Below are 13,967 nucleotides of genomic sequence, written 5' to 3' on the forward strand. Positions count from 1 at the left end.
CGCGGGACCCGACCAACCACACCGGCGCCCTGTCGCGGGACCCGACCAACCACACCGGCGCCCTGTCGCGGGACCCGACCAACCACACCGGCGCCCTGTCGCGGGACCCGACCAACCACACCGGCGCCGTGTCGCGGGACCCGACCCACACACACCGGCCGTCTGTCCGGGATCCGACCGGCCGTTCCGAGACACCTCCCCGATCCGCACACCAGCCTCCTATGACCACTTGATGCCCACAAGGCGTCCGAATGCGACCGCCGTGCGACCGTGCCCTGCCGATGCGCGACTCCCGCTGACCGATCACGGTCCTACCCTCGACCAGAACTCGCGTATCCCTGCGGCCTGTTGAGGGCATGACGTCTCCAGCGCCCGCGCAACCTCGAGGAGGGGCACGTGTTTGAGCCCGCGTACCAGGCGGACGTGGTCGTCGTGGGGGCCGGGGTCGCCGGACTCTCGGCCGCGCACCGGCTGACCAGCGCAGGAGTGACGACCATGGTCCTGGAGGCCGCCCACGGGGTCGGCGGCCGCATGGCGACGGAGAAGGTCGACGGCTTCCGGCTCGACAGGATCGGCCAGTTGCTGTCCACGGCGTATCCGGAACTACGACTGACACCCGGTCTCGACGGGCTGGTGCTGCGGCCCTTCGCGCCCGGTGTCCTGTTGCACGGCGACGGACGCCACCACCGTGCCGGCGTACAGCCGGGCGCAGGGGGCGCAAGGGGCGCACTGCACGCGGTTCGCGCGCTGGCGAGTGCCCCCCGCTCGCCGTCCGCGCCCAGGCAGACCCGGAGGCCGGTGGCCGTGCCCGGCCGGCAGGTCTCGGTCCCCCGCAGCCGGCCCGGTGCTCCGCTGGGCACGGCCGTCGACCAGGCCCGGCTCGGCGCCGCCCTGACCCGGCTCGCGGGCACACCGGCCGAACGGCTGCTGGCCCGCCCGGAGTTGCCCGCCGGGGAGGCCCTGGCGGCGCGTGGCCTGCCCGCCCGTACGATCGACGGCTTTCTGCGTCCGCTGCTCGCCGCCCTGCTGTGCGACCCGGGTCTGACGACGTCCAGCCGGTGTGCGGACCTCGCGCTGCGCGCCTTCGCGCGGGGCCGGTTGTGCCTGCCGGAGGGCGGTGCGGAGGCCTTGCCGGAGCAGCTGGCACGCACGCTGCCGCCGGGCACGGTGCACACCGGCGTGCGTGTCACCTCCGTGTCGACGACCTCGGTGACCACGGCGGAGCACGGTGAGATCCGGTGCCGGGCGGTTCTGGTGGCGACGGGCGCGCGAGCCGCCGCCGAGCTGCTGCCCGGTCTGCGGGTGCCGGAGTTCCATCCGGTGACGGTGGTGCACCACACGACGGACGAACCTCCGGCGACGGGGGCGTCGTTGCTGCTCGACGCGGATCTCGGCGGTCCGGTCGCGCACACGGCGGTGGTCAGTGACATCGATCCGTCCCGGGCGCCGGCCGGGCGGGCGTTGGTCTCCTCCACGGTGCTGGGGCGGCCGCCGGGTGATGTCGACACGGCGGTGCGGATGCATCTGGCGCGGTTGTACGGGGTGTCGACGGCCCGGTGGGAGACGCTGGCCGTGCACCGGACGGCGGAGGCGGTGCCGGCGATGCGGCCGCCGCATGATCTGCGGCGGCCGGTGCGGCTGCTTGCGGGCCTGTACGTGTGTGGGGATCACCGGGACACCAGTACCGTTCAGGGCGCTTTGCACTCTGGGCATCGGGTGTCCGCGGCGATCTTGGCGGACTTGGGGGCGGGGCGGTCGATGCACGTGGCCGATCCTGTGCCGACCGTGCCACGGGCTGCCTAGGTGGTTCGTCGGGTGCGGGCCTGCGGAGGCTGGTCGCGCCCGCGCGGCGGAGCCGCACATCGATTCAGCCCCGCGCCCCCGGGAACCTCACCCAAGGGCCGCTACTTTGTCACGGTACGTCCGCACCGGAGCCGCGTCCTTGTAAGGCTCCAAACGGCGCTCGAAGTCCCTGACATACTCCACCGCCCGCACCGAACGCATCTCCGCCGCCTGGCCCGCCGCCTCCGCGGCGAGCTGGCAGGCCTGGTCGAGTTCGCCGAGGCCCAGGCGGGCGGTGGCGAGGACCACCCGGCAGAAGAGGCGGCTGCGGGCGAAGGAGGGGGCCCGCAGCTGGAGTGAACGCTCGGCGTGCTGGGCGGCGGCACGGAACTGCTGCAGGTCGCGGTGGCAGTGGCCGAACTCGTCGGCGAGCTGGGCCTCGTCGAAGAACTTCGCCCAGTGCGGCACGTCGTCGCCGGGCCTGGCCGTCTCCAGCGCGCGTTCGGCCCTGACCAGCGCTGCGGTGCAGGCCCGGACCTCGCCGAGCACCCCGTGCCCGCGCGCCTCGGAGGCGTGCAGCAGGGCCTGGACGACGGGCGGTCCGGAGGTGCCGACGCCCTGCTGGGCCACGCGGGCGAGCTGGACGGCCTCCCGCCCGTGCCCGAGGTAGACGGCCTGGCGGCTCATGGTGACCAGCACGTAGGCCCCGTACGTGCGGTCCCCGGCCGCCTGGGCGAGCCGCAGCGCCTGCACGAAGTAGCGCTGGGCGAGTCCGTGCGCGGCGATGTCGTACGAGGTCCAGCCGGCGAGCCGGGTCAGGTCGGCGGCGGCGGCGAAGAGGCGGCGTCCGGTCTGCTCGCCGTAGGTGCCGCGCAGCATGGGCTCGCACTCGTGCTCCAGGTAGCGCACGAGGGCCTGACGGGCGTGGCCGCCGCCGTAGGCGTCGTCGAGGGTGCGGAACAGCTCGCCGACCGAGCGCAGGGCGGCGATGTCGCCGGCGGTGACCTTCTGGCCGGGCCCCCGTTCGGCCTGGCCGCGCTGGCGGGGCAGGGACGGGGCGCCCTGCTCGGTCATGGCCGTGGGGCGGAGCGTGGGGCGGCCCTGCGCCGGGACGCGGGACACGGGCGTCTCGCCCCGGGCGACCTTCTCGTCGGCCCGGCCGATCAGCCAGTCCCGGCTGGGCACGACGAGCCCCGCCGGGGTGAAGGCGATCTTGCGGAGCTCGGCGTGGCTGCCGGAGTCCTTGCGCCACAGCCCGCTGACGATGTCGACGGCCTCCTCGGGGGTGGCGGCGAACTCCAGCCCGGCGTAGACGGGGGCGCAGGCGTCCAGGCCGAGGTCCTGGGCGGTGAGGCGTCGGCCCAGGCGCCGGGTGAAGACCTCGGCGATCAGGGCCGGGGTGGTGCCCCTGGGCTGCTGGCCGCGCAGCCACCGGGTGACGGATGTCTTGTCGTATCTCAGATCAAGCCCGTGTTCGAGACCGAGCTGGTCCACGCGACGGGCGAGTCCCGCGTTGGAGAACCCCGCTTCTGCGATGAGCGCGGCGAGCTGTCGGTTGGGGGTGCGCTGCGCGGGTCGTTCCGTCATGGTGCGGTGCGGTCTCCTGCCTTCCGGTGTTGGTGATGTGCCGGATTGCCTGTGAGCAGGCCTTTTGGCTTGCTGGACGGCGCGAATGTAGCGGAGAGTAAGCACCCCATCACACATTTTCACGGACATTCATCCGATCGTGTGAGGATTGCCCCCGGGACTGACGTGTCCGGGCCGGACGTACAGTGGCTTGGGCGCGTTACGTGCCTGACACACCCGTTCGAGGGAGGCGCTTGCCGTGAGTGAGTTGCGGTTCGTCCGCATGGGGTTCGGTGACCAGGCCGTCGAGTACCAGGAGGCGTGGGACGAGCAGCGCCGGGTGCACGCGGCGCGCTTCGCCGACGAGATCCCCGACACCGTACTGCTCCTGGAGCACCCCCCGGTCTACACGGCAGGGCGGCGTACGGCGGACAACGAGCGGCCCCTCGACGGCACACCCGTCATCGACGTGGACCGCGGCGGCAAGATCACCTGGCACGGCCCGGGCCAGCTGGTGGGCTACCCCATTCAGAAGCTTCCGCGCCCGGTGGACGTCGTGGCGCACGTGCGCCGCCTGGAAGAGGCCCTGATCCGCGTCTGCGCGGACTTCGGCCTGGAGACGAGCCGCGTCGAGGGCCGCAGCGGCGTGTGGATCCTGGGCGACCCGGTCGAGCAGCGCCCCGCGCCCGGCGGGCTGTCGCTGGACTTCGACCCCCGGCTGCACGACGAGGAGTTCGACCCACGCATGAACGGCCCGGAGTACGCGCCCTCCAACGCGGGCCAGCGCCGGGAGGACCGCAAGATCGCCGCGATCGGCATCCGCGTGGCCAAGGGCGTCACCATGCACGGTTTCGCGCTCAACGTGAACCCCGACAACAAGTGGTTCGACCGGATCATCCCGTGCGGCATCCGTGACGCGGGCGTCGCCTCGCTGGCCGGCGAGCTCGGCAGGGACGTGACGATCGAGGAGGTCCTGCCGGTCGTCGAGCGCCGTCTGCGGGAGGTCCTGGAGAACGCGGAGCTGAAGCCGCGGGAGATCGAGAAGACGCCGGCGGCATAAATCGGCCCGTGGCGGAGCTAGAGGGGTAGCGCCCACACAGGCATTCAAATCAACGGGCGTACCCTTGAGGACGCCGAAGAATCAATCGCTAGGGAGCCGGTCGTGTCCGCAGTCGCACCCGACGGACGCAAGATGCTGCGCCTGGAGGTCCGCAACAGCCAGACCCCCATCGAGCGCAAGCCCGAGTGGATCAAGACCCGGGCGAAAATGGGTCCCGAGTACACCGCGATGCAGAAGCTCGTGAAGAGCGAGGGCCTGCACACGGTCTGCCAGGAAGCCGGCTGCCCGAACATCTACGAGTGCTGGGAGGACCGGGAGGCCACCTTCCTCATCGGCGGCGACCAGTGCACCCGGCGCTGCGACTTCTGCCAGATCGACACCGGCAAGCCCGAGGCGCTCGACCGTGACGAGCCCCGCCGCGTCGGCGAGTCCGTGGTCACGATGGACCTGAACTACGCCACGATCACCGGCGTCGCCCGCGACGACCTGGAGGACGGCGGCGCCTGGCTGTACGCCGAGACCGTGCGCCAGATCCACCAGCAGACCGAAGGGCGCGAGGCCGGACGTACGAAGGTCGAGCTGCTGGCTCCCGACTTCAACGCGGTCCCCGAGCAGCTGGCGGAGGTCTTCTCCTCCCGGCCCGAGGTCTTCGCCCACAACGTCGAGACGGTCCCGCGGATCTTCAAGCGCATCCGCCCCGGCTTCCGCTACGAGCGCTCCCTGAAGGTCATCACCGAGGCGCGCGACTACGGCCTGGTCACCAAGTCGAACCTCATCCTCGGCATGGGCGAGACCCGCGAGGAGGTCAGCGACGCGCTGAAGCAGCTGCACGAGGCGGGCTGCGAGCTGGTCACCATCACGCAGTACCTGCGGCCCTCGGTGCGCCACCACCCCGTCGAGCGCTGGGTGAAGCCGCACGAGTTCGTGGAGCTGAAGGAGGAGGCCGAGCAGATCGGCTTCTCCGGCGTGATGTCCGGGCCGCTGGTGCGTTCCTCGTACCGCGCCGGGCGGCTCTACCAGATGGCCATGGAGCAGCGTCATTCGGCCGCTCCGCGGCAGGGGGACGGGCACATCGCGGCGCAGGCCGTCTGACGAACCGTCACCGACCCTGCCCACCGCGGGGCGGGACAAGCGTGTGAATTCGCGCACAAGAGACTACTCGGCAGTAGCGTCCGATTCGACGCGGTCCTGACCGTCCTCGCAGATGAGGGCACATGTCAGGACCGCGTCGGCGTTCCACCGCTCCCCGCCGGCCCTTCATGGGTGTTTGACCGGCCGGTCACGCGCTGGTAACACCAATCAGTAACGCTGGACTCACAGCACGTACACCCGTACCCGAGGGGGGACCTCACCCATGCAGGCCGCGCCGCCCGTCCGCGCCACCGCGATCCCGTCCTTCACGACCGCCCTGCGTGCCGTCGAGTCGCTGCTGATGAGCAGCGGTCAGCGCACGGCCCGCCGCAACGCCTGGACCTCCGTGCTGGAGGACCGCCGTCGCGCCAAGGACCGGGTCGAGACGCAGCGCGTCATCGAGCAGTCCCTGTCCGTCCGCTCCGTTCGCCCCTGACCCCGGGCCCTCCCCCAGGGGCACCCGCGGGCACTGCCGTCGGCGGGGCTTGTGGGGCCACGTAGACTTCGTTGCATGGCGAGGAAGGAACCTGCAGCGGACGCTGCTAATGCCGGGCGACTGAAGCAGATCGCCCTGACCTACAAGATGACCCGCAAGGCCGACAAGAAGATCGGTCTTGTACTCGCGGCAGTCGGAATCGTCACCTTCGGTGTCTTCCTCGCGATCGGTTTCTTGATCGGTCACCCCATCTATCTCGGCATCCTGGGCCTCCTGCTCGCCTTCCTCGCGTCGGCGATCGTGTTCGGGCGCCGGGCCGAGCGGGCCGCCTTCGGGCAGATGGAGGGACAGCCCGGTGCCGCGGCGGCGGTGCTCGACAACATCGGCCGGGGCTGGACGACGACCCCCGCGGTGGCGATGAACCGCAACCAGGACGTGGTGCACCGCGCGGTCGGCAAGGCCGGCATCGTCCTGGTCGCCGAGGGCAACCCGAACCGGGTGAAGACCCTGCTGGCCGCCGAGAAGCGGAAGATGAACCGCATCGTCGCGGACGTCCCGGTGCACGACCTGGTCGTGGGCACGGGCGAGGGCCAGATCGAGCTGAAGAAGCTGCGGACGACCATGCTGAAGCTCCCGCGCGTGCTGACCGGCCCGCAGGTCACGGCCACCAACGACCGGCTGCGCGCGCTCGGTGACCTGATGAGCAACATGCCGTTGCCGAAGGGTCCGATGCCGAAGGGGATGCGCCTGCCGAAGGGCGGGCCGAAGACTCGCTGACACCCGCACACGACATGCACGAGGGGCGCCCGGATCACACCGGGCGCCCCTCGTTCATGTCGGACGGTCGTTCACGTCGGACGGTCGTTCACGTCGGTCGGTCGTTCATGTCGGTCGGTCGTTCATGTCGGTCGGTCGTTCACGTCGGACGGTCGTTCATGTCGGTCGGTTCGCGCTGCGGGTCAGATGCGGACCTCGACCGTGCCGGCCAGCCGGTCGTGCAGGCCCCGGCCGTCGCGGTCCCAGATCAGCGCGGGGATCGCCAGGAAGAGCAGGACCGTGCGCAGGGCGGCGCGCCACGGGCTGACCCGGCCGGTGTCCAGGGCGAGCACCCGCAGGCCGAGGAGACGCTTGCCGGGGGTGAAGCCGACCGTGCCGACCGTGAGAACCATGAGCGCGAACATGATGAGCGGCGCCCAGATCTGGGCCGCCTCGTTGTAGCTCTGCGTGATGAGACCGTATGCGATCAGCAGACACAGGCCCCAGTCGACCGCGAGGGCGACCAGCCGGCGGCCCGGGCGGGCGATCGAACCGGGTCCCTCCTCGGGCAGACCGAGCTGCTCGCCCCGGTATCCGAAGTCGACACCGGCCTCTTCCGCGGCCGCGCGGGGCCCGGAAAGCCACGATCCGAGTGCTTGCCTGTTGTCCACCCGTCCACGGTACTGCGCCCGTAAATGACCAGGGCACGGCGGGGTGTGTCCGGGCTACCGTGGAGGGTGAGCCGGTTAACTTGTGCGAAACAAATGAGTCACGCCCGAGAAACCACCCGTCCCTAGGGTCGAGGTCAGCGTGTGCCACCCGCACTGGCAGCACGAACGAACTACCACCCCGGCGGGACGGTCGGGAGTAGGAGGAGCTGGATGTTCCAGAACGCCGACGAGGCCAAGAAGTTCATCGCGGACGAGGACGTCAAGTTCATCGACGTCCGCTTCTGCGACCTGCCGGGCGTGATGCAGCACTTCACGATCCCCGCATCGGCCTTCGACCCGGCCGAGGAGCTGGCCTTCGACGGCTCCTCGATCCGCGGCTTCCAGGCCATCCACGAGTCCGACATGGCGCTGCGCGCGGACCTGTCGACCGCCCGGGTCGACCCGTTCCGCCGCGACAAGACGGTCAACATCAACTTCTTCATCCACGACCCGATCACGGGTGAGCAGTACTCCCGTGACCCGCGCAACGTGGCGAAGAAGGCCGAGGCCTACCTCGCGTCGACCGGCATCGCCGACACGGCGTACTTCGGTCCCGAGGCCGAGTTCTACGTCTTCGACTCCGTCCGCTTCGCGACCAGCGCGAACGAGTCCTTCTACCACATCGACTCCGAGGCCGGCGCCTGGAACACCGGCGCCCTCGAGAACAACCGTGGTTACAAGGTCCGCTACAAGGGTGGCTACTTCCCGGTCCCGCCGGTCGACCACTTCGCCGACCTGCGTGCCCAGATCTCCCTGGAGCTGGACCGTGCCGGTCTGCAGGTGGAGCGCCAGCACCACGAGGTGGGCACCGCCGGCCAGGCCGAGATCAACTACAAGTTCAACACGCTGCTCGCCGCGGCCGACGACCTTCAGCTCTTCAAGTACATCGTGAAGAACGTGGCGTGGCAGAACGGCAAGACCGCGACCTTCATGCCGAAGCCGATCTTCGGTGACAACGGCTCGGGCATGCACGTCCACCAGTCGCTGTGGACCGGCGGCCAGCCGCTGTTCTACGACGAGGCCGGTTACGCGGGCCTGTCGGACACCGCCCGCTACTACATCGGCGGCATCCTCAAGCACGCCCCGTCGCTGCTGGCCTTCACCAACCCGACGGTGAACTCGTACCACCGCCTGGTGCCGGGCTTCGAGGCGCCGGTGAACCTGGTGTACTCGCAGCGCAACCGCTCCGCGGCGATGCGTATCCCGATCACGGGCTCGAACCCGAAGGCCAAGCGCGTCGAGTTCCGCGCGCCCGACTCCTCCGGCAACCCGTACCTGGCCTTCTCGGCGCTGCTGCTGGCCGGCCTGGACGGCATCAAGAACAAGATCGAGCCGGCCGAGCCGATCGACAAGGACCTCTACGAGCTGGCCCCCGAGGAGCACGCGGGCGTCCCGCAGGTCCCGACCTCGCTCCCGGCCGTCCTCGACTCCCTCGAGGCCGACCACGAGTTCCTCCTCCAGGGCGACGTGTTCACGCCGGACCTGATCGAGACGTGGATCGACTACAAGCGCACGAACGAGATCGCGCCGCTGCAGCTGCGTCCGCACCCGCACGAGTTCGAGCTGTACTTCGACGTGTGATCGACGCCTGATCGAGGCATGAACGCCCGCGCCCCCGCTGTCCTTCCGACGGCGGGGGCGCGGGCGTGTGTTCTATTCTTGGGGGCAGGACCACACGGGGGGTGGATGGGAATGCCCGAGCACGAACAGGACGACCAGGAGCGCGAGTTCGACCTCAGATGGGCGGACCGGGCCGAGCACAAGGAGCCGTCGGCGCGGGCCCGGATGCTCGCCGCGCGCTGGAAGCACGACCCGCCCGGGCCGGTGCCGTTCCGTCCCGACCCGGAGCACGTCGGCTCCCGCCGCCGCTCCTCCTGGGTCTCGACCGCCGTGGTGCTGGGCTGCGTGGCGGCGGTGATCGTGCTGCTGGGGTACATCAACTTCCGGGCGCCGTACTAGGTCAAGACCGCCGGGACGAGCTCGCGTCACGGCGTAGGTCCCTGACCTCGGGGAGGGGCTCGAAGCCGGCCGCCCTGTAGGTGGCGACGGCGGCGACGTTGGAGCTCGGGGTGCACACGAGCGCGCTCGACGAGCCCAGCTCACGCAGGGCGGCAGCCGCGGCGACGGTGATCGCCTTGCCGTGGCCCTGCCCGCGATGGTCCCGGTGCACGCCCATCGGCTCGAGCACCCCGGGCTTCCCCGGACCCGCCGACCACACCGTCACCGTCGCCACCGCGTCGCCCCGGCCGTCGTACGCGACCAGACACCGGGCGTCGGCGTACGGCACTCCGGCCGCCATCGCGTGCCAGTGGTCCTCCGTGAACGTGGACCTGTCGAACGATGCCCGCTGTACGGCGGCCCGCACGTACGCCTGCTCAGGCCCGATCACCTCGATCCGCACGGCTGGCTCCTCCACCGGCTCGGTCAGGTCGCGGCTCAGCGGCGTCCAGGGTGCGTCGATGCTCCAGCCCTCCTGGCACAGCAGCTCGTGGACCGGCGAGCCGACGGGCGCCTCCACGTACGCCTCGCCCTCCTTCAGCACGCCGCGCTCCGGCTCGGTCAGGTCCGCCACCAGATGTCGCGCCAGCTCCTCGTCCCGGCGGACGTCCGGTGCCATCGTCAGCCGCAGCAGTTCGGGGCCGTCCAGCAGCCCGACGGCGAGTATCCGTCCGGCACGGCTCCAAGTCCGTACCGCCGCGGCCGTCGCCCCCGCGCCGAACCGCCAGAACCAGCCCACGTCTCCCGGATGCAGCTGCATCGGTGCGTCGTCGTCCTGCCACTCCCGCAGCACGCCCACAGCTTTGCCCAACCCGCCGGTCCCGGGTCTGCCCACCTCGATCGCCATGGCCCCGATGACACACCATCGCTCCGGCGGTACGCACTCGGATTCGGCGGCTGTTAGCGTCCGGCCCCGTGGACGATCGTGTGTACGTGGGCAACGCCGGTGCGGACGCCGCGCTGGACCGGGGGTGGATCCTCGGGCACTTCAAGGACGTCGGGGATCCGCGGCACAGTGAGGACGTGGAGATCAAGTGGGGTGTGCATCCGCCGGGGGACGAGCGGGCGCAGTGGGTGCGGGGTGAGGCGCGTACCGCGCTGCTCGTGCTGATCAGCGGGCGGTTCCGGGTGAAGCTGCCGGGGCGCAGTGTGCTGCTGGAGCGGCAGGGGGACTACGTCGTGTGGGGGCGCGGCGTCGATCACGCGTGGGTGGCCGAGGAGGAGTCGGTCGTGCTGACGGTGCGGTGGCCGTCCGTGCCCGGCTACGCGGTGAGCGCCGGCGGCTGACGGCTTTGCCGGTCCTGGGGGTGATCACGACCCCTTCATGGCAGGGCCCGGGTGCAGACTGGCGGTGGGACGAGTGCTTGAATCCTCCCCTCCCTGAAGGGAGGGGATTCCTGGCTCAGGCTGCCTCCGGGAGCAGCGCTCCCGGGGGTCTTCCGCCATCGGCACCAGCCGGGTTGAGACCAGCCCGGACGAGCATCACGCGTGCGGAGTTCTTGTCCCGTGGGGACACGGCACCGCACGCGGCGCAGGTGTAGGTGCGCTCACCCAGTGGCAGTGCATGCTTGGCTCTCGTCATGCAGCTGGCACAGTCCATCGTGGTGTGCGCGGGGTGGACCAGGCGGACATCCCGCCCGTGCTTGCGGCCCATCTCCAGCAGAGCGACCTTGGTAGCGCCGACGGCGGCGTCCCCGGCCTTGCGGGCCATGGTGGTCCTGGCGAGGAATTTCGGGCGGAAGTCCTCCACCGCTATGGCGTCGTGGTCACGGACCACCTTCTTGGCCCACTTACGGCCGGTGTCCTGGCGCTGTCGGGCGGTCTTCTTGTACGCCTTGGCCCGCAGCTTCTTCGCCTCGCAGTAGCCCTTTGACGCGGGCCGGCCCTTCTTCGGCCTGCGGCGGGCCATCATCCGGTCATAGCGGGTCAGCTTCGTGCTTGCCTTCCAGCCGTGTTCGGGGTGCGGCAGGTCGTGGGCGTCGGATGTGGTGGTCGCGGTCTGTTTCACGCCCCAGTCGACACCGAGCACCCGGCCGGTAGGCGGTAGCGGCTGGACCTCGGCGGGCACGACGAAGGAGCCGTACCAGTGGCCCAGGCTGTCCCGGTACACACGCACCGAGGACGGCTCCGCCGCAAGCTCCCGCGACCACACCACCCCCACCACGACCCCGCCCGCCAGATGCAACCGGCCGTCCTTCAGGCTGAATCCACGCTTGGTGTAGTTCAGGGTCGGCAGAGCCTCACGCTTCTTCTTGTGCGTGGGCATCCCCGCCCGGCGCGCCATGGGCAGGCGCTCTTTGATGTCCTTTTGGGCTCTTGCGCGGGACCGGCCGAAGTCGCGGATGGCCTGCTGCTGGACAACCGAGGAGCCCTCCCGCAGCCACGCCGTCGTTCGCCGGGCCTCGGTCAGCATCCGATCGAGCTGCGCCGGGCCACACGTCTGCTTCTCCCCCGTCGCCCGGTTGTGCGCATGCACGGCCCTGGACTTGGCGACACACTCATTCCACAGCCACCGGCACCGGTCCCACTCCGCCACCAACATCAGGCGAGCGGCGGACGACACACGCAGTCGGTAGGTGTAGCGGGCATGCCCGGCCGCCTCCGCAGCCGCCCCCACGTGCACCATCCCGCCCCCTTCCCGCAACGACAAGACATACCGAACCCTGCCAAGGACCATACGTACGATCACCGCACACGCGTCCCCGATCCCGCAGCCACCACCCCGACCAGCGACAACCGGCACACAAGTTCGCATCACCACCGAAGAACCGGTCAGCGATCCAGGCGCTCCGCGCCCTGAACCGGATACGGCTACGCCCCGCGTCACAGCACCCGGATGCGACTCCTCCCCGGCGTGAACGCCCTTCATCGGCCGGGGCCGCGTGAGTGAATGGCCACATGAGTGAGCTGATCCCTTTCCACCACGTCGTCGGCGGCGAACGGCTCAGCGGGCTGGCCACCGGCGGTGGCCGGCCGGCCCGGGCGACGGTCGTGCTGCTGCACGGCGCGGGCAACGGCAGCAAGGAGCGGCTGGTGCCGTGGCTGGCGGAGTTCGCCGCACACGGCTGTCACGCCCTGGCCTTCGACTTCTCGGGGCACGGGGAGAGCACGGGCCTGTTGCGGGAGCTGAGCCTGCGCCGCCGTTTCGAGCAGGCCGTGTCCGTCATCGACACCCGCGCGCGGGCGGGTGCGCCGCTGGTGCTGGTCGGGTTCAGCATGAGCGGCCAGACGGTGGCGGACCTGGTGGGGCACTACGGGGACCGGGTGGCGGCCCTGGGGCTGTGCGCACCGGCGGTGTACGGGGCCGAGGCGTGGGACGTGCCGTTCGGCGGCGGTGACGGGCGGTTCAGCGAGATCATCCGCAGGCCCGGGAGCTGGCGCGCGGCCCCGGCGCTCGACGTCCTGCGGGCGTTCGAGGGACGGGCGGTGCTCGTGGTGCCGGGCACGGACGAGGTGATCCCGTCCGCCGTGACGGAGGCGTTCTCCGAGGCGCTGGCCCGGCGGGCCCAGTTCACCCACTGGGAACTCCCGGACGCCGAGCACCGGTTGGGACTGTGGTTCCGCGACCACCCCGACGACCGGCGGGAGTTCGTCACCGCCGTCCTGTCCGGGCTGGGCGAGCAGGGCTGGACGGCGACCCGCGCATGGGTGGCCAAGCAGCTCCCGCAGGGTCGCACCGTCGACACGTCGTCCTTCCTGACCGGTGGCTGGAGCGCCCAGATGCGGCGGCTGACCCTCGACGACGGCACCGAACTGGCGCTGCGGACCTTCGTGAAACCCTTCTTCCGGCGGCACGCGCCCGGGTTGCTGGCCCGCGAGGCGGAGATCCTCACGCTGCTGGCGGAGCAGGAGGGCGTACCGGCCGCCGAGCTGATCGGCGTCGACGCGACGGGCGAGCACTGCGACCATCCGTCCCTGCTGATGTCCGTCCTGCCGGGACGCGTCCGGGTCGACGAGCGGGACCTCGACGCCCGGGTGGAGCTGCTCGCCGCCCAGCTGGCACGGATCCACCGGATCGTCCCCCGGGAACGTCCGCGGGCGTACCAGGCCTGGACGTCGCCGGCGGCGGTGCCACCGGGGTGGGAACGGGCCGTGGAGGTCATCCGCCGCACTCCCCCGCCCTACGACGGCTGCTTCCTGCACCGGGACTTCCACCCCGGGAACGTGCTGTTCACGGGTTCGGGGGACGGTCTGCGGATCAGTGGTGTCGTCGACTGGGTGGAGACCTCGTGGGGCCCGGCCGACCTCGACGTCGCTCACTGCTCGACGGCACTCGCGCTGCTGCACGGGCCGGAGCGCGGCCTCGGGTTCCGGGAGCGCTACGAGGCACAGGGCGGGCGGCGCCTGGCCGAGGGCCCGGACCATCTGTACTGGCGGCTGCTCGACGCGCTGGCCTACGTACCCGACGCGGCGAAGCTCGCGGGGCCGTGGCGGGAGCTGGGGCGGTCCGATCTGACGCCGGAGGTGCTGGGCGGGCGGCTGGAGGCGTATATGGAGGGACTGCTGAGGCGGTACGCCTGAGGTGTGC

At 71.0% G+C, this 13,967-nt stretch carries 14 protein-coding genes; 10 read left to right on the forward strand and 4 right to left on the reverse strand.

Annotated elements, in window-relative coordinates; all coding sequences use genetic code 11:
• On the forward strand, positions 1-233 hold a 233-nt coding region (locus tag ACFY5B_RS11375), incomplete at its 5' end, for a hypothetical protein (RefSeq protein WP_389967802.1).
• Between the two features lie 163 nt (positions 234-396).
• Positions 397-1,803 (forward strand): NAD(P)/FAD-dependent oxidoreductase, encoded by a 1,407-nt coding sequence (locus tag ACFY5B_RS11380; protein WP_389967804.1) that lies wholly within the window; start codon positions 397-399, stop codon positions 1,801-1,803.
• Positions 1,804-1,890: 87 nt separating this feature from the next.
• Here the strand turns inward: ACFY5B_RS11380 and ACFY5B_RS11385 are convergent, their stop codons facing one another.
• On the reverse strand, positions 1,891-3,369 hold the full coding sequence (locus ACFY5B_RS11385; protein ID WP_389967806.1) for a regulator: 1,479 nt from the start codon (positions 3,367-3,369) through the stop codon (positions 1,891-1,893).
• 238 nt (positions 3,370-3,607) lie between these two features.
• Between ACFY5B_RS11385 and lipB the strand changes: the two genes are divergently transcribed.
• The 4 genes from lipB (at position 3,608) to ACFY5B_RS11405 (ending at position 6,752) form a co-directional block, all read left to right on the forward strand.
• A complete protein-coding gene (gene lipB, locus ACFY5B_RS11390) occupies positions 3,608-4,408 on the forward strand; it encodes a lipoyl(octanoyl) transferase LipB (protein WP_389967808.1) in 801 nt (266 codons plus the stop codon).
• 102 nt (positions 4,409-4,510) lie between these two features.
• Entirely contained in the window at positions 4,511-5,500 is a 990-nt protein-coding gene (lipA, locus tag ACFY5B_RS11395; RefSeq protein ID WP_344457331.1) for a lipoyl synthase, read from the forward strand.
• Positions 5,501-5,762: 262 nt separating this feature from the next.
• The gene (locus tag ACFY5B_RS11400) at positions 5,763-5,975 is read left to right on the forward strand and encodes a hypothetical protein (RefSeq protein ID WP_053671998.1); all 213 of its coding nucleotides are present in this window, start codon (positions 5,763-5,765) and stop codon (positions 5,973-5,975) included.
• Between the two features lie 75 nt (positions 5,976-6,050).
• A complete protein-coding gene (locus ACFY5B_RS11405; RefSeq protein ID WP_389967810.1) occupies positions 6,051-6,752 on the forward strand; it encodes a DUF4191 domain-containing protein in 702 nt (233 codons plus the stop codon).
• A gap of 182 nt (positions 6,753-6,934) precedes the next feature.
• On the opposite strand, the gene ACFY5B_RS11410 is transcribed toward ACFY5B_RS11405, so the two are convergent.
• Positions 6,935-7,402, reverse strand: a complete 468-nt coding sequence (locus ACFY5B_RS11410) for an RDD family protein (protein WP_389967812.1) — start codon at positions 7,400-7,402, stop codon at positions 6,935-6,937.
• Between the two features lie 210 nt (positions 7,403-7,612).
• Here ACFY5B_RS11410 and glnA point away from each other — a divergent pair, with 210 nt between their 5' ends.
• A complete protein-coding gene (gene glnA, locus ACFY5B_RS11415; RefSeq protein ID WP_351629454.1) occupies positions 7,613-9,022 on the forward strand; it encodes a type I glutamate--ammonia ligase in 1,410 nt (469 codons plus the stop codon).
• Between the two features lie 111 nt (positions 9,023-9,133).
• On the forward strand, positions 9,134-9,400 hold the full coding sequence (locus ACFY5B_RS11420) for a hypothetical protein (protein WP_389967814.1): 267 nt from the start codon (positions 9,134-9,136) through the stop codon (positions 9,398-9,400).
• Between the two features lies 1 nt (position 9,401).
• On the opposite strand, the gene ACFY5B_RS11425 is transcribed toward ACFY5B_RS11420, so the two are convergent.
• Positions 9,402-10,286 (reverse strand): GNAT family N-acetyltransferase, encoded by an 885-nt coding sequence (locus tag ACFY5B_RS11425; RefSeq protein WP_389967816.1) that lies wholly within the window; start codon positions 10,284-10,286, stop codon positions 9,402-9,404.
• A 68-nt stretch (positions 10,287-10,354) separates the two neighbouring features.
• Here ACFY5B_RS11425 and ACFY5B_RS11430 point away from each other — a divergent pair, with 68 nt between their 5' ends.
• Positions 10,355-10,726: a signal peptidase I gene (locus tag ACFY5B_RS11430; protein WP_389967818.1), complete on the forward strand. Its 372-nt coding sequence runs from the start codon at positions 10,355-10,357 to the stop codon at positions 10,724-10,726.
• A gap of 115 nt (positions 10,727-10,841) precedes the next feature.
• Here the strand turns inward: ACFY5B_RS11430 and ACFY5B_RS11435 are convergent, their stop codons facing one another.
• Entirely contained in the window at positions 10,842-12,065 is a 1,224-nt protein-coding gene (locus ACFY5B_RS11435) for an RNA-guided endonuclease InsQ/TnpB family protein (protein WP_389967820.1), read from the reverse strand.
• 272 nt (positions 12,066-12,337) lie between these two features.
• On the opposite strand from ACFY5B_RS11435, the gene ACFY5B_RS11440 reads away from it, so the two are divergent.
• The gene (locus ACFY5B_RS11440; protein WP_389967822.1) at positions 12,338-13,960 is read left to right on the forward strand and encodes an alpha/beta fold hydrolase; all 1,623 of its coding nucleotides are present in this window, start codon (positions 12,338-12,340) and stop codon (positions 13,958-13,960) included.
• The last annotated feature ends 7 nt before the right edge of the window (positions 13,961-13,967 follow it).

Origin of the sequence: Streptomyces sp. NPDC013187 (assembly GCF_042899705.1) — a bacterium.
In the GTDB taxonomy this organism is placed as follows: Bacteria; Actinomycetota; Actinomycetes; order Streptomycetales; family Streptomycetaceae; genus Streptomyces; species Streptomyces hawaiiensis_A.